We start from the raw sequence: 17,910 nt of genomic DNA on the forward strand, positions 1-17,910 counted from the left end.
TGGGGTGGGGTATCGGGTCAGCCGTCCCGTGCTGCCCGCCCCGACCCGGCTGGACCCGATGGCGTCAGATCAGGGTCTCACGCGCCACGGCAGCGACCCGGTGGAAGCCGGCCAGCGCGTCGAAGGTCTGCTGGGCGATCTCCGCCGGCGGGTCGGTCAGCCGGGCGACGATCAGATACAGCCGGCCACGCCCCGGGTTGGGCTGCGACGGCGCATGCACCAGCTCGGCGGTCGGCGGCGCGTCGAGCCCGGCGAGGATCTCGGCATTCAGCGCCCGGCTGCCGATCCGCTTGGTGTCGTACCACTGGCGCAGGACGTAGGTGTCGCCATTGGTCGGGTCGCGCCCGAAGGCCGCCGGGTTGTTGCGGTCGAGCGGCGTGTAGGAGGCCGACTTGTCGAGCAGGCGGATCTTGAAGTCGAGCCCGGCCGGCAGGCCGGTGGGGCGCAGCGTTGCGCGCCATTCGAAGCCGTCGCGCACCGCCTCGGCCGCCTCGGCCACATCCGCCGCCGCCGCCTTGCGCAGCGAGGAGAAGCGCTGGTCGGTCGCCAGCGCGGCGTGCCAGGTGCGGAACAAGGTCCGCACCGCGGCGCGGGATTCGACGGGGATCAGCCGCAGCAGGGGGATGGTCTGCGGCCGTTCGGTCATGGTCATGGTCATGGTGTCACTCACTTGCGTCGTTGCTCCACCAGGACACCACTCGCGCGCAGCGCCTTCAGTTCTTCCGTCGAGAAACCCCGCGCCGACAGCACCGCATCGGTGTGCTCTGCATAACGTGGGGGCGCCGCCCGCGTGCCGCCCGGGGTACGGGACAGCTTGATGGGGGTGCCGAGGCCGCGATAGCCGCCGAGCTCCGTCACCATGGCACGATGGGCGGTATGCTCCGCCGCCATCGCTTCGTCCACATGCAGCACCGGGCCGGCCGGCAGGCCGGCGGCCAGCATGCGCCGGGTCAGGTCGTGCCCGTCCTCCTCGGCGAAGCGCTTCTCCAGCACCTCGGTCAGCGCGTCACGGTTGATCACGCGGGCGCCGTTGCTGGCGAAACGCGGGTCCTTCGCCATCTCCGGGAAGCCGAGGAACTCACAGAACTTCCGGAATGCCGGGTCGTTGCCGGCGGCGACGAAGATCTCGCAGGTCCGGGTACGGAACTTGGAGTAGGGCGCCAGATTCGGGTGCGGGTTGCCGGTCGGCTTCGGCCGGTTGCCGTTCAGGAAGAAATTGGCGGCATGCGGGTGCAGCAGCGCCATGCCGCAGTCGTGCAGCGTCATGTCGCAATACTGGCCCAGCCCGCTGCGCTCGCGCTCCTGCAGCGCCATCAGGATGGCGATGGTGCTGAACAGGCCGGTGGCGATGTCGACGATCGGGTTGCCGAGCCGGGTCGGGCCGGAGGTCTCGGTGCCGTTGATCGACATCAGGCCGACCATGGCCTGCAACACGGCGTCATAGCCCGGGAAGCCGCCCAGCGGGCCGGTGGCGCCGAAGCCGGAGACGCGGCAATGCACCAGGCGCGGGAATTGCACCTTCAGCACCGCATCATAGCCAAGGCCCCATTTCTCCATCGAGCCGGGCTTGAAATTCTCGACCAGCACATCGGCGCCTTCGAGCAGGCGCAGCAGCACGTCGCGGCCGGCGGGCTTGGACAGGTCCAGGCCCACGGACCGCTTGTTGCGGTTGACGCCGACGAAGTAGCTGGCGTCGCCGGCATCGTCGAAGGGCGGGCCCCAGTCGCGCACCTCGTCGCCCTGCGGCGGTTCGAGCTTCACCACCTCGGCGCCGTGGTCGGACAGCACCATGGTGCAATAGGGGCCGCCGAGCACGCGGGTCAGGTCGATGACGCGCAGCCCCGCGAGGGCGCCGGCGGAGCGCGCCAGGCCTTTGCCTTCGATCATGGGCGGGGAGTCGGTCATGCGGCAATCTTCCTGTCGAACACGCGGGCACAGAATTCCGGGTAGGTTTCAAGCATCTCGTCGCAGACCGCACCGCGCAGCAGCGTGAGCTCCTGGTCGGTCGGATCGGGCGTCTGCGGCACGTCGTCGGGCACGTCGAAGCCGAAGCCGGTGGCGGCGCGGATGCTCTCGACCGTCTCGCCCGGATGCAGGCTCAGCAGCGAGAACCGCGCCCGGTCCGGGTGAAAGGCGAAGACGCACTTCCCCGTCACCAGCGCCTGGGCATGGCCACGGCGGTAGACGCCGGGCTCGTTCACGCCGCTGGCGGAGATATTGTCCACCTGCTCGACCAATACGCGGGGCGAGTGTTCCTCACGGAACAGGATGGTCCGGTGTGCCATCATATACATGAAGGCCGAGCCGAACGACCCCGGAAAGCGCACCGCCTGGCCGGGCCATGCGCCGGTCCCCACCAGGTTGAGGTTGGCGCGGCCGTCGATCTGCCCGCCGCCGAGGAAGAACAGGTCGATCCGGCCCTGGCCGGTCAGGTCGAACAGCTCCCGCGTACCTTCCGTGAAGGGGTTGCCGCTGCGCTTGTGCAGCAGCGACAGGCGGACCGGATGGCCGAGCTTCTTCACCAGCCAGCAGGCCGCGGCCGGCAGCGGGGAGGCCGCGCCGACCGCGATATGCCGGGCCGGCGGCGCATCGGGCGCCAGGATCAGCCGGGCGAGCGCGGCGGCGAGGCGTTCCTCGGGGCGGATGTCGCTCATTCCGCCGCGGCCTGCTGCCCGAAGACCTCGCGCGCCAGCCATTCGGCGAAGCCGGCCTCGGTCTTCGCCATCCGCGCATAGTCGGCGACATAGGCGGCATCGCTGCCGTATTCGTCGAGCAGCGCCACCGGATGCGCGCCGCGCTCGGCGATGGCGATCCCGGTCACGTAGGTCGCGTTGATGGTGCCGGCGGCCAGCCGCTCATCTTCCAGGAAATTGCCGGGGACCACGCGCTCCACCGTCACCAGTGCCTGTTTCGAGGCATGCGCGATGGTGGCGCATTCGCGGCGGCGGCCGAGCCACACATTGCCCTCGGCATCGGCCATCGCGGCGTGGAAGATGGCGAAGTCGGGCGAGATGGCCGGCAGCAGCACGATCGGGTCCTCGCCGGCCTCGCTGTAGGGGTTGGCGATCACCTTCCAGTCTGGCCGGTGCGCCAGGATGTCGCTGCCGATCACCCCGCGCAGCGGCATGAAGGGCACGCCCTTCTCGGCCGCCTGCAGCATGGTGTGCACGGCCGGGCAGGTGCAGTCGCGCACCACCAGCGTGCCGGCACGGACGGCCGCCGAGAAGCGCGGCGCGAAGCCGGCCTCGCCGAGCGAGACGGCGCTGGTCTCGATCTCGGCGACGCAGCCGGCGCCGATCAGCAGGTCGGCGGCGAAGCCGGCGACCGGGACGCCCAACAGCCGCAGCCGGCGGGCACCGCGGCGAACCAAGGCCTTGGCCAGGGCCACGGATGGCAAGGAATTATCGGGCGGCAGGGCAATGAGGGCGCCATCCGGCACGCTCGCGGCCATCGCCTCCAGGCTGATCGGGGTGGTCATCGGCGTTCCTCCGGGGCCGCACCCTAGAGCAGCGGACCCTTGGGGGAAACGCCCGGGGGGCGAATCCGTCCAGCCGCGACCGCCTGACGTAACGTCCGGGCTGGGCTAGGCTGGCGGTCCAGGAGGAAGCATCTATGGCTATTAGGACCGCTGGCCTATTGACCGCCGGGCTGCTCGCCATCGCGCCGGTGCACGCCGAGGTGACCCGGTTCGAATTGCAGGGCAATGCCACCGCGGCCTTCGGTGGCCAGGAATTCGGCGCGGCCGGGCGTTACGAGCGGATCCTGGCCAAGGCGACCATCACGCTCGACCCGGGCGAGCCCCGCAACGCCGTCATCGCCGATCTCGCGCTCGCCCCGCGCAATGCCGCGGGCAAGGTGGAGGCGATCGCGGATGTCGTCATCCTCCGTCCGGCCGAGGCCGTCCGCGGAAACGGCACGCTGCTGCTGGAAGTGCCCAACCGGGGGCGGGAGATCATCGGCCAGCTGATGAACGACACGCCGGGGGCCAATCTCCTGTCCGGCGGGACCGACCCGGGCAACGGCCATCTGATGCGGCAGGGCTATACCCTCGCCTGGATCGGCTGGCAGGCGGATGTCGCGGCGGGGCAGGGGTTGCGGCTGGCGGCGCCGGTGGTGCCGGGCGTCACCGGCCTGTCGCGCGAGGAATTCCTGTTCGACCATGCCCGCAGCCCGGTGACCGTGCCGCTGACCTACCCGGCCGCGGCCGCCGACGGCGCGACGCTGACCGTCCGCGCCCAGGCGGATGATGCGCGACAGACCCCGGCCGGCCTGTCCTTCCGGTTCCTCGACCCGCAGCGCGTCGAGATCACCCGCCCCGCTGGCTTCGACGCCGGCGCGCTGTACGAGATGATCTACACCGCGAAGGACCCGGTGGTGCAGGGCATGGCCTTCGCCGCCTTCCGCGACATCGGCGCCTTCCTGCGCCGGGAGAAGGGGCCGGCCAACCCGCTGGCCGAAGGGCAGCGCGGCACGGTGGACCAGGCGGTGCTGACCGGCGTTTCCCAGTCCGGCCGTTTCGTGCGGGACTACCTGTATCAGGGCTTCAACGAGGACGAGCGCGGCCGCCAGGTCTATGGCGCCATGCTGGCCCACATCCCTGGCACGCGGCGGAGCTTCACCAATGCCCGCTTCGCCCAGCCCGGCCGCAACCCGACGCCGCATGGCGACCGGCACTACCCGGCCGACCAGTTCCCCTTCACCTATGCGACCAGCGAGGACCACCTGACCGGCCGGCGCGACGGCCTGCTCGCCCGCTGCCGGACCACCAATACCTGCCCGCGCATCATGCAGACCGACAGCGAATACGAATTCTGGGGCGCCCGCGCGTCCTTGCTGGTCACCGACACGAAGGGCAACCACCTCGACCTGCCGCCCGAGGTGCGCGCCTACATGATGACGGGCCACCCGCATTACGCCGCGGCCCAGGCGGTGGCGCAGCCGATCGACCGCTGCGCCCTGCCGGTGAACCCGCTGCAGGCCGGCGCGCCGATGCGGGCCCTGCTGGCGGCGTTGGAGGCCTGGCAGCGCGAGGGCGTCGAGCCGCCCGCCAGCCGCTACCCGAACCGCGCCGCCGGCACCCTGCTGCCCGCCGCCGGCCTCTACCCGGCGATCCCGGCGCTGGGATACCGCGGCACCTTCGGCCCGGCGCAACTGGTGGACAACGGCGTCGTCCCGCCCGTGGTCAAGGGCGAATACGCCGTGCTGCTGCCCCGGGTGGATGCCGACGGCAATGCCATCGGCGGCGTCCGCGCTCCGGTGATCGAGGCGCCGAGGGCGACCTATACCGGCTGGAACCCCCGCACCGCCGGCTTCGCCGAGGGCGCGCTCTGCTACAATACCGGCGCGGTGCTGCCCTTCGCCGCCAGCAGGGCGGAGCGGCTGGCGGCCGACGACCCGCGGCCCTCGATTGATGAGCGCTATGCGGCGCCTGCCGCCTATGTCGCCGCGGTGCAGGCTGCGGCGACGCGGCTGGTGGCCGAGCGCCTGCTGCTGCCGCAGGACGCGGCCGCCATCGTCGCGGCGGCCGAGGCCGATACCCTCGCCCGGCTGCGGCGATAAGCCCGCGGTGCCGCCGGCTGCGTCCTTCGGGATGTCTTGGTCGGTCGATTGCCTTGACCCTGGCCGAGTGCCTGCTTAGCGTCCGCTCAAACCCAGGGAAGGTCCTCGATCATGGCCGCAGCCGAACTCGGCACCGTGCAATTGGAACGTCCCACGGCCTTGTCGGGTGCCGACCCGGTCGCCCGCGCCCGGGCGATGATCCCAATGCTGGAAGCCTGCGGCCCGGCCATCGAGCAGGGCAAGGAATTGGTGCCGGAGGTGGTCGCGGCGCTGCTCGACAACGGCTTCCTGCGGCTGCTGCTGCCGCGCTCGATCGGCGGCGGCGACATCCCGCTGCCCGATTTCGCCGAGGTCTGCGAGGCGATCGCCATCGGCGATGCCAGCACCGCCTGGGGCGTCTGCCAGGGCAATGTCTCGGCCATGACCGCCTCGGCCTACTTGGCGCCGGAGGTGGTGAAGTCCTGCTTCGGCGACCGCCGCGCCGCACTGGCCTGGGGCGCCCGGCACGGCCGCGCCAAGGCGGTGATCGTGGACGGCGGCTACCGCGTCACCGGCGCCTGGGACTTCGCCAGTGGCAACCGGCACTGCACCCTGCTCGGCGCGCACCTGCCGGCATGCTACCCGGACGGCTCGCCCCGCCTTTCGCCGGAGGGCAAGCCGGAGGACGTCACGGTGCTCTTCCCGCGCGGGCAGGCGAAGGTCACGCCGGAATGGAACTCGCTCGGCCTGCGCGGCACCGGCAGCGACATCTACGAGGTCCACGACCTCTTCGTCCCGGATACCCATGCCTGCGTGCGCGACCGGTTCGAGCTTCGGCGCGACCACCGGCCTGTCACCGCCATCACCTCCCACCTCTGCTACGCGACCGGCTTCTCGGCCACCGCGCTCGGCGTCGCCCGCGGCCTGCTGAGCCGCTACGTCACCCTGGCCCGCGGCAAGACGGCCCGCGCCGGGGCGCAGCCGATGGCGGAGAACCACTGCGTGCAGTCGGAGATCGCCCAGCTCGAGGCGACGCTGCGCGGCTGCCGGATGTACCTGCTCGGCACTGTGCGGCAGGCCTGGGACGAGGCGGTGGCGCAGGGCGCGCTGGCGATGGAGACGCGGGTCGCGCTGCGCCTGGCGACCACCACCGTGATGCGCCAGGCGACCGATGTCTCGATTGCCTGCTATCGCGCCGCCGGCACCACCGCGGTGCTGGAAGCCAACGCCTTCGAGCGCCGATTCCGTGACGCGATGAGCGTCTCCCAGCACCTGCAGGCGACGCCCTGGCACCTGGAGACGGTGGGGCGCTTCCTGCTGGGCAGCGGCGAGAAGCCGGCCTTCGTCTGACGACGCGGCCGGCCCCCGGGTCGCTCAGAGCGGCTTGAGCGGCACCGGGACCCCGGGCGGCAGCGGCACCTGGGCGACGTTCAGGGTCATCGCCACCGCCACGTAGTAGCCGCTGACCGCGATCAGATCGATGACGCCGCGCTCGCCGAAGCGGTCCTTCGTCGCGGCGTAGGTTGCGTCCGAGACCTGCTTCGTCTTGTGCAGTTCGGTGCAGAATTGCCAGACCAGCGCCTGGTCGGCGTCCATGCCGTCGGGCTTCTGGCCCTCCGCCACCGCCTCGGCGATCGCCGGCGGCAGGCCGGCCTTCATCGCCAGCAGGTGGTGCGCATACCATTCGTACTGGGCCGACCATTCCCGGGCGGTGACGAGGATGGCCAGCTCGTTCAACGCGGCGGGAATGGAGCTGTCGAAGCGCAAATACTCGCCGAGCTTCTGGAAGCGTTCCGCCACCTCTGGGCTGCGGAGCATGGCCGGGAAGGGGCCGCGCAGGCCACCGCGGGGGCCGGCGACGATCCCGTCGACGATCCGCTTCTGCTCAGGCGTCATGGCCTCCGGCGCCAGGGGCGGCAGCCGGCCGGCCCGGCCGTCATCAGCCGGCAGGGATGTATCGCTGGGCATGGGTTTCCTCCCGTCTTCGTGCCGGCAGTGTCGCCCCGGCCGGCGCCGGGCGGCAACACCCCCCACCAGAGGCGGTGGCATGCATCTCGCTGGCCCCCTTCGCACGAGGCGACGGCTGCCCTAGCGTGGCCGTCACAGGGGCTTCTCGGCCGGGAGACAGAATGGCCTATGCGCTGCAGCAGCTGATCAACGGGATCAGCCTGGGGATGATCTACGGCCTGATCGCCGTGGGCTACACCATGGTCTACGGCATCATCGGCATGATCAATTTTGCCCATGGTGACGTGTTCATGATCGGCGCCTTCATCGCGCTGATCACCGTCCTGCTGCTGCAGGCGGGCGGGATGATGGACGGCCCGGCGGCGATCCTGCTGGTGCTGCTGGTCTCCATGGCCTTCACCGCGCTCTATGGCTGGTCGGTCGAGCGCGTCGCCTACCGGCCGCTGCGCGGCAGCTTCCGCCTGGCGCCGCTGATCAGCGCCATCGGCATCTCCATCGTGCTGCAGAACTATGTCCAGGTCAGCCAGGGCGCCCGGGTCAAGCCGATCGGCACCCTGGTGCCGGGCGGGGTCGAGGTGATGCGCGACGGCCCCTTCGTTGTGCAGTTCTCCTATATCCAGATGCTGATCATCGCCGTCACCCTCGGCGTGCTCGCGGTCTTCACCATCCTGGTCACCCGCACCCCGCTCGGCCGCGCCATGCGGGCCTGCGAGCAGGACCAGAAGATGGCGGCGCTGCTGGGGATCGACACCAACCGCACGATCAGCCTGACCTTCGTCATCGGCGCCGCGCTCGCCGCCGTGGCGGGCACGCTGTACATGGTCCGCTATGGCGTCATCGACTTCTACATCGGCTTCCTGGCCGGGGTGAAAGCCTTCACCGCCGCGGTGCTGGGCGGCATCGGGTCGCTGCCGGGGGCGGTGCTGGGCGGCTTGCTGATCGGCCTGATCGAGACCTTCTGGTCGGCCTATTTCAGCGCCCAGTACAAGGACGTCGCCGCCTTCTCCATCCTGGTGATCACGCTGATCTTCCTGCCCACCGGGCTGCTCGGCCGGCAGGAGGTCGAGAAGGTATGACCCCGGCACAGGCCATCCGCGACGCGCTGGTCGCCGCCGCCGTCGCCTTCGGGCTCTTCGTCATGCTGGTCGGGCTGCGGACCGAGGTCGGGCCGGAGGGCGGGCTGATCCTGCGGCAGCGCTGGGGGCAGGTGGCGCTGCTCTGCGGCATCGTCTTCGCCGGGCGGCTGGCGATCACCACGCTGGCCGGCCGCCGCGCCTTGCAGCCCAGCACCGCGCCCGGCCCCTGGACCGACCGGCTGCAGCGGGCCGGCAGGCTGGTCGCCCCGGCGTTGCTGGCGGCGGCGCTGGTGTTGCCCTTCATCCCCGGCATCGGCCGCTACGAGCTCGACATCGGCATCCTGGTGCTGACCTACGTCATGCTGGGCTGGGGGCTGAACATCGTGGTCGGCCTGGCCGGGCTGCTCGACCTCGGCTACGTCGCCTTCTACGCCATCGGCGCCTATTCCTACGCCCTCCTGGCGCAGTTCTTCGGCCTGTCCTTCTGGATCTGCCTGCCGCTGGCCGGTATCCTGGCAGCCTTCTGGGGCGTGCTGCTGGGCTTCCCCGTGCTGCGGCTGCGCGGCGACTATCTGGCCATCGTGACCCTTGCCTTCGGCGAGATCATCCGCGTCGTCCTGCTGAACTGGACCGAGCTGACCGGCGGGCCGAACGGCATCAGCGGCATCCCGCGCCCGAGCTTCTTCGGCCTGCCCTTCAGCATGGCGGGCGGGGAGGGGAGCTTCGCCGGCTTCTTCGGCATCGAGCCCTCGCCCAGCCACCGGGTCATCTTCCTCTACTACGTCATCTTCGCGCTCGCCTTGCTGACCAACTGGGTCACCATCCGGCTGCGCCGCCAGCCGCTCGGCCGGGCCTGGGAGGCCCTGCGGGAGGACGAGATCGCCTGCCGGGCGCTGGGGATCAACATCACCACGACGAAGCTGACCGCCTTCGCGCTGGGGGCGATGTTCGGCGGCTTCGCCGGCGCCTTCTTCGCCACCCGGCAGGCCTTCATCAGCCCGGAAAGCTTCACCTTCATCGAGAGCGCCATCATCCTGGCCATCGTCGTGCTCGGCGGCCTCGGCAGCCAGGTCGGCGTCGCCATCGCGGCGCTCGTGATGATCGGTGGCTTCGAGGTGTTCCGCGGCCTGGACGAGTGGCGGATGCTGGTCTTCGGCGCCGCCATGGTGGTGATCATGGTGCTGCGGCCGCGCGGCCTGGTCGGGACCCGGACGCCCTCCATCGCGCTGGGGGAGAAACGTGCCATCGGCGGCGACCTCGTGGGCGAGGGGCGCGGGTGATGCCGGCCGAGGTACCGCAGCGGATCGAGGATGACGGCCTCGCCCGGCCGATGACGGGCGACCGCCGCCTGCATCGCGAGATGATCCTCGAAGTCGCCAACCTGACCATGCGGTTCGGCGGGCTGACCGCCGTCTCGGCGGTGTCCTTCGCCGCCTATCGCGGCGAGATCACCGCCGTCATCGGCCCGAACGGCGCCGGCAAGACCACGCTGTTCAACTGCATCACCGGCTTCTACCGGCCCTCCGGCGGCGCCATCCGGCTGCACCGCCCGGCCGAGCTGCCGGTCGACCTGCATCTGCTGGCCGGCCACCGCATCGCGCGGTCGGGCGTGGCGCGCACCTTCCAGAACATCCGGCTCTTCCCCGGCATGACCGCGCTGGAGAACCTGCTGGTGGCGCAGCACGTCAAGCTGATGGCGGCGACCGGCTTCGGCATCGGCGCGGTGCTCGGCCTGTCGCGCTACCCGAAGGCGGAACGCGAGGCGGTGGCGCTGGCGCGGCAATGGCTGGTCGCCACCAACCTGCTCGATCGCGCCGACGACCCGGCAGGCGCCTTGCCCTACGGCGCGCAGCGGCGGCTGGAGATCGCGCGCGCCATGTGCACCGAACCGGCGCTGCTCTGCCTCGATGAGCCCGCCGCCGGCCTCAACCCCCGCGAATCGGACGAGCTGGCCCGGCTGCTCATGGAGATCCGCGGCCAGGGCACCTCCCTGCTGCTGATCGAGCACGACATGGGCGTGGTGATGCGCATCTCCGACCGGGTGGTGGTGCTGGACCATGGCAAGCTGATCGCCGATGCGGCGCCCGCCGCGGTGCGGGCCGATCCCCGGGTGATCGCCGCCTACCTGGGTGAGGGCGACGAGGACGAGGAGGCCGTGCCATGAGCGCGCCCCTGCTCGACGTCGATCGCGTTTCCGCCGGCTACGGCGCGGTGCAGGCGCTGGACTCGGTCTCGCTGCAGGTCCAGCCGGGCGAGATCGTCACGCTGATCGGCGCCAACGGCGCCGGCAAGTCCACCCTGCTGATGACCATCTGCGGCCAGCCCAAGCCGCGCAGCGGCCAGGTCCGCCTGGCCGGGGAGGACATCACCGGCCAGCCGACCCACGCCATCATGCGGCGCGGCGTCGCCCAATCCCCGGAAGGCCGCCGCATCTTCCCGCGCATGACGGTGCGGGAGAACCTGCTGATGGGTGCCGAGGCGCTCACGAAGGACGACCCCGGGCCGCAGATGGAGCAGGCCTTCGCCCTGTTCCCCCGCCTGAAGGAACGGCTCTGGCAGCGCGGCGGCACGCTATCGGGCGGCGAGCAGCAGATGCTGGCCATCGGCCGGGCGCTGATGTCGAAGCCCAAGCTGCTGCTGCTGGACGAGCCCTCGCTCGGCCTGGCACCCCTGGTGGTGAAGCAGATCTTCGACGCCATCCGCCTGCTGAACACCCGGACCGGGCTGACCGTGCTGCTGGTCGAGCAGAATGCCAACCAGGCGCTGCGGCTGGCGCACCGGGGCTATGTGCTGGTGAACGGCCGGATCACCATGGAGGGCCCGGGCCGGGCGCTGCTGGCCCGGCCGGAGATCCGCGACGCCTATCTCGGCGGCGGGCACGGCTGACAATACGCCGCCGGGTCCGTTACCCTGCCGCAAGCGGCCTGATCCGGAACTGGGCAAGGCCGGCAACCAAAAGGAGAAACAGGGATGCTCAAGCGCAGGACGCTACTCCAGGCCGCCACGGCGCTGCCGGCGGTCATTGCTTCCACCGATGCCTTCGCCCAAGGGTCGGGGCCGATCCGCATCGCCTGCGCCGGGCCGCTCACCGGCTCCAACGCCGCGGCGGGCGACCAGATGAAGATCGGCGCGCAGCAGGCGGTGGCCGACTTCAACGCCGCCGGCGGCGTGCTCGGCCGGCAGCTGATCCTCGAATTGGGCGACGATGCCTGCGACCCGCGCCAGGCGGTCTCGGTCGCCAACCAGATGGCCGGCCGCAAGGTGGCGATGGTCGCCGGGCACTACTGCTCGGGCAGCTCGATCCCGGCCAGCAAGGTCTATGCCGAGGAAGGCGTGCTGCAGATCAGCCCGGCCAGCACCAACCCGAAATATACCGACGAGGGCAGCTGGAACACCTTCCGCGTCTGCGGCCGGGACGACCAGCAGGGCCAGGTGGCCGGCGCCTATATCGCCAAGACCTATCCCGGCAAGAAGGTGGCGATCCTCCACGACAACCAGGCCTACGGGAAGGGCCTGGCCGAGGAGACCAAGAAGTCGCTGAACGCCGCCGGCCAGACCGAGGTGCTGTTCAGCGCCTACACGCCCGGTGAGCGCGACTACAGCGCCCTGGTCTCCCGCATGAAGGGGGCCGGCGTCGAGATCATGTATATCGGCGGTTACTATACCGAGGCCGGCCTGATCCTGCGCCAGGCCAAGGAACAGGGCATGGCGGTGACCATGATCGGCGGCGACGCGCTGGTCACCAAGGATTTCTGGCAGATCACCGGTGCCACCGGCGAAGGCGCGCTGATGACCTTCCCCAGCGACCCGCGCAACCGTCCCTCGGCCGCCAAGGTGGTGCAGAGCTTCAAGGCCAAGAACATCGATCCCGAGGGCTATGTCCTCTACACCTACGCCGCCATACAGATCTGGGCCGCCGCGGCGGAGAAGCTGAAGTCGATCGATCCGAAGAAGATCGCCGAGGCGATGAAGGCCTCCGGCCCCTGGCAGACCGTGCTGGGTCCGATCAGCTTCGACAAGAAGGGCGACACGACCGTTGCGGACTATGTGTTCTACGTGTGGAAGAACGGCAACTACGTCGAAATCTGACTTGAAGCCGGGCCGCGAAAGGCCCAGCTTCCTGCCATCGTCAACAACCGAAAGGAGGTGATCCAGTGTCTCATTGTTCGCAGGTGGACGCCGCAGCCGCGGCCTGGATCATCGTCTCCGCCACTGCGGGGATGGCTTCCTGAGCCACGCGGGGCGGTAACGCCCGACACAATGGAAGGGCCTCGGCGGGTGACCGCCGGGGCCCTTCGCAATTTCAGCCCTGCCATCCGACGATGGCGTCGCGCAGCGCCGCGGCGATGCGGTGCTCGAAGGCGAAGCCGGCCGGCGTGTCGAACTGGGCCGGGATGTGCCACTCGTAGCCCGGGCTTGGCCGCGGCAGGCGCAGCATGACGGCCTCCGGCGTCAGCGCCTCCGCCGCCCCGGGCTCGCCGGCCACCGGGTTGTGCAGCAGGAACAGGCCGAGCCGGCCCTCCCGCACCCGGCGCCGCAAGGGCGCGATCAGCCGCGCCGCCAGCGCCGCATCCGGCGCCGCTTCGGTGACCAGGAAGAACACCCGGAGCGGCACGCCCGGCGCGGCGCAGCCGCGTTCGAAGCGGCGGGCAAGGATCTCGAGGTCGAGGCGAAGCGGGGCCAGCCCGTCCGCCTCCCAATCCGGGCCGGTATGGTGGTTCCAGACCGCGCCGCCATCCTGGCGCCGCAGCAGCCGCCGGCCGCTCGGCGTGGTGACGGCATGGATGGCGGCGGGCGGGGCATAGCCGGCCCAGCCTTCCTCCAGCGCCGCCAGCACCACCGGCAGGTGATGGGCGGCCAGGGCGAAGGGGTTCAACGCCTCCATCGCCTGCGGCGTGCTGCGGAAACCCCAGCGGGCCGGCAGGTTCCAGGGCAGGCAATGCAGGCCCAGCGGCAGCAGCGGCACCCGGGCCAGGCCGGCGGACCAGACCGATTCGCGGAAGGCCTGGCGGGCCTGGGCGCGACCGAGTGCCGTCTCCGGCCCCGCCGCGTCCGTCCCGCCCAGGCCGCGCAGCAGCGCCCGCGGCAAGGCGGGCGGGACGCCGATGGCGCCATGCTGCTCCAGCCGGGCCAGCGCCCAGGCCCGGGCCGGTGCCAGCGCCGCGGCCGGCACGTGGTGGGCCAGCGCGGCGATCATCTCGGCCGCCTCGGCCATGGTCAGCGCCGCGGCGGCGAAGCGGCGGTCCACCGCTTCCGTGCTGTGCCGCAGCAGCAGCCGGGCAAGCGGGGCCGGCATCGGCGGCGGGCGCTCCAGGTCCAGCGCCGCCAGCAGCGCGTCCTCGGCCACCATCACGCTCAGCCTCGCCAGCCGCGCGCTGGGCGGGCAGACTGCGCCGCCGCTGATCGCGCCAGGGGAAAGCCATGATCCGCAACGTGTTGTTCGTCATGTGCGACCAGCTGCGCTGGGACCACCTGTCCTGCGCCGGTCACCCGCACCTGCGGACGCCCAACATCGACGCGCTGGCCAAACGCGGCGTGCGCTTCCCGAATGCCTTCGTGCAGTCGGGCATCTGCGGCCCGTCGCGGATGTCCTTCTACACCGGCCGCTACGTCTCCTCGCATGGCTCGACGCATAACCGGGTGCCGCTTTCGGTCGGCGAGGTGACGCTGGGCTGGCACCTGCGGGAAAGCGGCCGCACCCTGGCGCTGGCCGGCAAGACCCATGTGCTGCCGGATGCGCACGGCATGCGGCGGCTGGAACTGGACGGCCAGACCGACCTGTCCACCCTGCTGAAGGAGGGCTGGTTCCAGCTGGTCGACCGGCACGACGGCCACCACGGCGAACCGGACAGCGCCTATGCGCACTGGCTGCGCTCGAAGGGCTACGACAGCCGCGACCCCTGGACCGATTTCGTCATTGCGGTCGACGGCCCGGACGGCAGGCCGCTGTCGGGCTGGAAGATGCGCAACGCCCGCTACCCCGCCCGGGTGGCCGAGGCGCATAGCGAGACCGCCTACACCACCGACCGCGCCATCGAATTCCTGGAGCGCCAGGGCGACGCGCCCTTCGTGCTGCATCTGTCCTATGTGAAGCCGCATTGGCCCTACATCGCGCCGGCGCCTTACCATGCCATGTACGGGCCAGAGCAATGCCTGCCCGTCAAGCGCCATCCGGGGGAACGCGGCCCCGACGCCCACCCGATGTTCCGCGCCTGGCAGGACGAGGAGGTGTCCGAGAGCTTCCGGCAGGATGCGGCGATCGCCACGGTGCGGCCGGCCTACCAAGGGCTGATCGCCCAGGTCGACGCGCATCTGGGCCGGGTCTGGGCGACCCTGGAGCGGCTGGGCCGCTGGCAGGACACGCTGGTGATCTTCACCGCCGACCATGGCGACTACCTGGGCGACCACTGGCTGGGCGAGAAGGAGCTGTTCCACGACTGCGTCCAGCGGGTGCCCTTCCTGGTCTACGACCCGACCGCAGCGGCGGATGCGACGCGCGGGACCGAGGACCCCCGGCTGGTCGAGGCGGTGGATTGCATGCCGACCATCCTCGAGGCGCTGGGCCTCGATCCGGCCAGCCATGTCGTGGAGGGCCGCTCGCTGGTCCCGGCCCTGCGCGGCAGCCAAGGCGACGACTGGCGCGACTGCGCGGTCAGCGAGCTGGACTGGACCTTCCGTGGGGCGCGCCGACGGCAGGGCTTCGCCACCGGCCAGCACATGGCCTGGATGGTCCGCACCGACCGCTGGAAATATGTCCATTGGACCGGCGGGCTGCGGCCGCAGCTGTTCGACCTGCACCAGGACCCTGACGAGTTCTTCGACCTCGGCGACGACAGGACGCTGGTCGGCGTGCGCGACGCCATGCGGCACCGGCTGCTGCAATGGTTCACCCGGCTGAAGTCGCGCACCACCATCACCTGGGCGGAAGCCGAGCAGCGCACCGACAGCCACAAGAAGGCCGGGGTATTCCTCGGCGAGTGGTGACAGCCCGCCGGGGGGCTCCCGGCGGGCCAACGCGCTAGACGCCCCAGACGTTGTCCTGCACCGCGACATGGGCGGTGACCGTACCCGAGTTGTCGGCATAGGCGCCGGGGCTGTCGTGGAAGCCGGTGCCGTCGATCACGCCCAGCACCAGCATCCGCGCCGCGTCCGGCACCAGGAATTGCTGCGCCGCGCCGGCCGCGTCCAACCCGTCGCCGATGAAGAAGGGCTGGTCGACCGCCGGCGCCAGGCTGGTGAAGCCCTCGCCGAGGCTGCGGAAATCCAGCGTGGCCGGGGCGACGTGGCCCGGGTCATGCTCATGCCCGTCGAGGAAGACGCCGACCAGCATGCCGTTGCTCGGCGCCACCAGACCGGCCAGGCCATCGGTCGGGTTGATCGCGGTGCCGGCGCCGGCGAACAGGTCAGACCCGTCCGGCCCGGTCGCCATCATGTCCTCGCCGAACAAGAAGCCGCCGGCGACGTTCGAGATGGTCACCGACCGGCCCGTCCCGCTGCCGAGGTCGAAGCCTGGCGGCGTGGTCGCGCCAAGGCCGGAGACGTTCGAGGCATAGTCGTAGAGCGCATCGGTGGCCCGCACCGTCACGTCGCCGCTCGGCGGCCCGGCCGGCGGCAGGTCGAAATAGGCCAGGTCGGTCACCACGCCGTCGAGCCGGATGAAGGCCCGCTCGACGCCCGTCATGTCGAGCTGCAGGGTGGCATTGCTGAAATGCGCCGCAGGGTCGGTGACGACCGTGCCGGTGATGAAGGTCTTCAGCGCCGAGAGCCCGAGCCGGACGGCCGGCGTGTAGTCCTCGCTGGTCAGCGCGATGTAGAGCGAATCGATCCCGGCCCCGCCATCGATGCTGTCGAAGGCGAGGGGGGAGAGCAGGCTGTGGATCTGGTCGGCGCCGGCGCCGGCGAAAATGTCGTTGTGGCCGAAATCGCCGCTGAGGCGGTCATCGCCAGCGCTGCCGATCAGCCGGTCGTCGCCGATCGAGCCGCGCAGCACGGTGGGGGTCGCATGGGTTGAGGCATCGAGCGTGCCGCCGGCAGCGGTGGCCTGGAATACGGTTTCAATCATGAATAAGAGCAACTCATCCGATGAGCCGTGCTGCATTGCACGTACATCAATCGGAGGTATACAAAATACCAATCGGAAGCAACCTCTACACGCTTCCCCTGGCTGTCTCGGCCGGGCGCGCCGATTCCGGCCGCCGCGCCCTGCTGCGCGGTTCAGCCGCCGCTGGACACCCCGACCGGGTGATAGTCCCGGCCGAAGTAGATCAGCCCGTGATCGGCATCGCTGCCCTGACGGATCTGCTCCACCTCGGCGAAGACCACCAGGTGGGTGCCCTTCTCCAGGATCTCGGTCACCCGGCAGTCGAAGGCCGCCACCGCACCGTCCAGCATCGGGTCACCGGCCTTCCCGGTCTCCCAATGGCCGGCCAGGAAGCGCTCCTCCATCGCGCACCGGGTCATCCCGGCGAAGACCATGGCGGTCTCCTTCTGCGCCGCGGCAACCACGTTGACGCAGACCGTGCCGTTCGCCTTCAGCAGCGGCGCAGCAGTGGCGTTGCGGTTCATGCAGAGCAGAAGGGTAGGCGGTTCGTCGGTCACGCTGCAGACGGCGCTGGCGGTGAAGCCGCCGCGCCCGGCCGGCCCGTCGGTGGTGATGATGTTCACCGCGGCGCCCAATCGAGCCATGGCGTCGCGGAATTCCTGGCGGGTGACGGTCATCGTAAATGCGGCCTCGCTGCTTGCCAGCGAGTTAAGCACGGGCCGGGCGTATGGGAACCGGGGAGGCGGAACGCGGCGTGTCGCGCCACGATTCACCCTGCCTAGGGCGCTGCCCCGCAACCGCCGCCCTGTGGCTGCAATTGCAGTACCCAGCAGGCTGCGGTGGCGGATTCGGCGGCGAGCCGTGCCACGGCGAGGCCGACCGGCGGCAGCACCGCCTCGACCGGCGAGAAAGAGGTGACCGCCTCGCGCGGCAGGCCGCCGGTGACGTCCTCATCGGACAGCAGCGGGGTCGGAAAGGGGATGCCGAGGGCAACCAGGGCGAGCAGGAATCCCCACCTCGCGCTCCGGTTGCCGGCCTGCGGGATCGCCGGCGCCTGGCGACGGGTCGGTGTCGGGGGCGTGCTCAGGTCGTACCTGGCCCAGATTCCGTCCCATTCGGCGTTCTTGGTGGCGGTCCGCATCTCAGGCGACTCCCGATCCATCAATCGGCAACTATTGGTTGTTACGATCCATATAGGACTCGCATGTCAGGACGTAAATCGGAGTAAGCCGTTAGATCGGCGCGAGATATCACGTTTTCGTGATGTCGTTTGTAGGCGCATTGCCT

At 70.6% G+C, this 17,910-nt stretch carries 17 protein-coding genes; 8 read left to right on the forward strand and 9 right to left on the reverse strand.

Annotated elements, in window-relative coordinates; translation table 11 throughout:
- Window positions 1–64: 64 nt before the first annotated feature.
- From ACFQS7_RS00855 to ACFQS7_RS00870, 4 genes are read right to left on the reverse strand one after another with little or no spacing between them, the layout of a single operon-like run.
- Window positions 65–670: a hypothetical protein gene (locus tag ACFQS7_RS00855; RefSeq protein WP_380065127.1), complete on the reverse strand. Its 606-nt coding sequence runs from the start codon at window positions 668–670 to the stop codon at window positions 65–67.
- Window positions 667–1,905, reverse strand: a complete 1,239-nt coding sequence (locus tag ACFQS7_RS00860; protein ID WP_380065128.1) for a CaiB/BaiF CoA transferase family protein — start codon at window positions 1,903–1,905, stop codon at window positions 667–669. The genes ACFQS7_RS00855 and ACFQS7_RS00860 overlap by 4 nt, the downstream gene beginning before the upstream one ends.
- A complete protein-coding gene (locus ACFQS7_RS00865) occupies window positions 1,902–2,654 on the reverse strand; it encodes a CoA-transferase (RefSeq protein WP_380065129.1) in 753 nt (250 codons plus the stop codon). Before ACFQS7_RS00865 ends, ACFQS7_RS00860 begins: the two co-directional genes overlap by 4 nt.
- The gene (locus ACFQS7_RS00870) at window positions 2,651–3,478 is read right to left on the reverse strand and encodes a CoA transferase subunit A (RefSeq protein WP_380065130.1); all 828 of its coding nucleotides are present in this window, start codon (window positions 3,476–3,478) and stop codon (window positions 2,651–2,653) included. Before ACFQS7_RS00870 ends, ACFQS7_RS00865 begins: the two co-directional genes overlap by 4 nt.
- A gap of 134 nt (window positions 3,479–3,612) precedes the next feature.
- On the opposite strand from ACFQS7_RS00870, the gene ACFQS7_RS00875 reads away from it, so the two are divergent.
- Both ACFQS7_RS00875 and ACFQS7_RS00880 read left to right on the forward strand, forming a co-directional pair.
- Window positions 3,613–5,559 carry an alpha/beta hydrolase domain-containing protein gene (locus ACFQS7_RS00875; RefSeq protein ID WP_380065131.1) on the forward strand — a complete coding sequence of 649 codons (1,947 nt, stop codon included), beginning with the start codon at window positions 3,613–3,615 and terminating at the stop codon, window positions 5,557–5,559.
- Window positions 5,560–5,670: 111 nt separating this feature from the next.
- Window positions 5,671–6,888, forward strand: a complete 1,218-nt coding sequence (locus ACFQS7_RS00880) for a hypothetical protein (protein WP_380065132.1) — start codon at window positions 5,671–5,673, stop codon at window positions 6,886–6,888.
- 24 nt (window positions 6,889–6,912) lie between these two features.
- Here the strand turns inward: ACFQS7_RS00880 and ACFQS7_RS00885 are convergent, their stop codons facing one another.
- Window positions 6,913–7,506, reverse strand: a complete 594-nt coding sequence (locus tag ACFQS7_RS00885; RefSeq protein ID WP_380065133.1) for a carboxymuconolactone decarboxylase family protein — start codon at window positions 7,504–7,506, stop codon at window positions 6,913–6,915.
- Between the two features lie 161 nt (window positions 7,507–7,667).
- Here ACFQS7_RS00885 and ACFQS7_RS00890 point away from each other — a divergent pair, with 161 nt between their 5' ends.
- The 5 genes from ACFQS7_RS00890 (at window position 7,668) to ACFQS7_RS00910 (ending at window position 12,671) form a co-directional block, all read left to right on the forward strand.
- Entirely contained in the window at window positions 7,668–8,582 is a 915-nt protein-coding gene (locus ACFQS7_RS00890; RefSeq protein ID WP_380065134.1) for an ABC transporter permease subunit, read from the forward strand.
- Window positions 8,579–9,862: a high-affinity branched-chain amino acid ABC transporter permease LivM gene (gene livM / locus ACFQS7_RS00895; RefSeq protein WP_380065135.1), complete on the forward strand. Its 1,284-nt coding sequence runs from the start codon at window positions 8,579–8,581 to the stop codon at window positions 9,860–9,862. The genes ACFQS7_RS00890 and livM overlap by 4 nt, the downstream gene beginning before the upstream one ends.
- Before the next feature lie 80 nt (window positions 9,863–9,942).
- Window positions 9,943–10,746 (forward strand): ABC transporter ATP-binding protein, encoded by an 804-nt coding sequence (locus tag ACFQS7_RS00900; RefSeq protein ID WP_380066180.1) that lies wholly within the window; start codon window positions 9,943–9,945, stop codon window positions 10,744–10,746.
- A gap of 8 nt (window positions 10,747–10,754) precedes the next feature.
- On the forward strand, window positions 10,755–11,468 hold the full coding sequence (locus ACFQS7_RS00905; RefSeq protein WP_380066181.1) for an ABC transporter ATP-binding protein: 714 nt from the start codon (window positions 10,755–10,757) through the stop codon (window positions 11,466–11,468).
- An 84-nt stretch (window positions 11,469–11,552) separates the two neighbouring features.
- Window positions 11,553–12,671 (forward strand): branched-chain amino acid ABC transporter substrate-binding protein, encoded by a 1,119-nt coding sequence (locus tag ACFQS7_RS00910; protein WP_380065136.1) that lies wholly within the window; start codon window positions 11,553–11,555, stop codon window positions 12,669–12,671.
- Window positions 12,672–12,885: 214 nt separating this feature from the next.
- Here ACFQS7_RS00910 and ACFQS7_RS00915 read toward each other — a convergent pair whose 3' ends face one another.
- Window positions 12,886–13,932 carry a hypothetical protein gene (locus ACFQS7_RS00915; protein ID WP_380065137.1) on the reverse strand — a complete coding sequence of 349 codons (1,047 nt, stop codon included), beginning with the start codon at window positions 13,930–13,932 and terminating at the stop codon, window positions 12,886–12,888.
- Between the two features lie 71 nt (window positions 13,933–14,003).
- Here ACFQS7_RS00915 and ACFQS7_RS00920 point away from each other — a divergent pair, with 71 nt between their 5' ends.
- Window positions 14,004–15,566: a sulfatase-like hydrolase/transferase gene (locus ACFQS7_RS00920; RefSeq protein ID WP_380065138.1), complete on the forward strand. Its 1,563-nt coding sequence runs from the start codon at window positions 14,004–14,006 to the stop codon at window positions 15,564–15,566.
- Between the two features lie 34 nt (window positions 15,567–15,600).
- On the opposite strand, the gene ACFQS7_RS00925 is transcribed toward ACFQS7_RS00920, so the two are convergent.
- The 3 genes from ACFQS7_RS00925 to ACFQS7_RS00935 form a co-directional block, all read right to left on the reverse strand.
- Window positions 15,601–16,644, reverse strand: coding sequence for a hypothetical protein (locus ACFQS7_RS00925; protein WP_380065139.1), 1,044 nt, complete (start codon window positions 16,642–16,644; stop codon window positions 15,601–15,603).
- Between the two features lie 152 nt (window positions 16,645–16,796).
- The gene (locus tag ACFQS7_RS00930; protein ID WP_380065140.1) at window positions 16,797–17,300 is read right to left on the reverse strand and encodes a flavin reductase; all 504 of its coding nucleotides are present in this window, start codon (window positions 17,298–17,300) and stop codon (window positions 16,797–16,799) included.
- 101 nt (window positions 17,301–17,401) lie between these two features.
- Window positions 17,402–17,764 carry a hypothetical protein gene (locus tag ACFQS7_RS00935; RefSeq protein WP_380065141.1) on the reverse strand — a complete coding sequence of 121 codons (363 nt, stop codon included), beginning with the start codon at window positions 17,762–17,764 and terminating at the stop codon, window positions 17,402–17,404.
- Window positions 17,765–17,910: the final 146 nt, after the last annotated feature.

Origin of the sequence: Dankookia sp. GCM10030260, from assembly GCF_042666655.1 — a bacterium.
GTDB lineage: Bacteria > Pseudomonadota > Alphaproteobacteria > Acetobacterales > Acetobacteraceae > Paracraurococcus.

Bases quoted from the DNA above. Each gene is read 5' to 3' on its own strand.
- ACFQS7_RS00860 (WP_380065128.1), bottom strand. From the start codon at position 1,905: ATGACCGACTCCCCGCCCATGATCGAAGGCAAAGGCCTGGCGCGCTCC.
- ACFQS7_RS00865 (WP_380065129.1), bottom strand. From the start codon at position 2,654: ATGAGCGACATCCGCCCCGAGGAACGCCTCGCCGCCGCGCTCGCCCGG.
- ACFQS7_RS00870 (WP_380065130.1), bottom strand. From the start codon at position 3,478: ATGACCACCCCGATCAGCCTGGAGGCGATGGCCGCGAGCGTGCCGGAT.
- ACFQS7_RS00875 (WP_380065131.1), top strand. From the start codon at position 3,613: ATGGCTATTAGGACCGCTGGCCTATTGACCGCCGGGCTGCTCGCCATC.
- ACFQS7_RS00880 (WP_380065132.1), top strand. From the start codon at position 5,671: ATGGCCGCAGCCGAACTCGGCACCGTGCAATTGGAACGTCCCACGGCC.
- ACFQS7_RS00885 (WP_380065133.1), bottom strand. From the start codon at position 7,506: ATGCCCAGCGATACATCCCTGCCGGCTGATGACGGCCGGGCCGGCCGG.
- ACFQS7_RS00890 (WP_380065134.1), top strand. From the start codon at position 7,668: ATGGCCTATGCGCTGCAGCAGCTGATCAACGGGATCAGCCTGGGGATG.
- livM (WP_380065135.1), top strand. From the start codon at position 8,579: ATGACCCCGGCACAGGCCATCCGCGACGCGCTGGTCGCCGCCGCCGTC.
- ACFQS7_RS00900 (WP_380066180.1), top strand. From the start codon at position 9,943: ATGATCCTCGAAGTCGCCAACCTGACCATGCGGTTCGGCGGGCTGACC.
- ACFQS7_RS00910 (WP_380065136.1), top strand. From the start codon at position 11,553: ATGCTCAAGCGCAGGACGCTACTCCAGGCCGCCACGGCGCTGCCGGCG.
- ACFQS7_RS00915 (WP_380065137.1), bottom strand. From the start codon at position 13,932: ATGGTGGCCGAGGACGCGCTGCTGGCGGCGCTGGACCTGGAGCGCCCG.
- ACFQS7_RS00920 (WP_380065138.1), top strand. From the start codon at position 14,004: ATGATCCGCAACGTGTTGTTCGTCATGTGCGACCAGCTGCGCTGGGAC.
- ACFQS7_RS00925 (WP_380065139.1), bottom strand. From the start codon at position 16,644: ATGATTGAAACCGTATTCCAGGCCACCGCTGCCGGCGGCACGCTCGAT.
- ACFQS7_RS00930 (WP_380065140.1), bottom strand. From the start codon at position 17,300: ATGACCGTCACCCGCCAGGAATTCCGCGACGCCATGGCTCGATTGGGC.
- ACFQS7_RS00935 (WP_380065141.1), bottom strand. From the start codon at position 17,764: ATGCGGACCGCCACCAAGAACGCCGAATGGGACGGAATCTGGGCCAGG.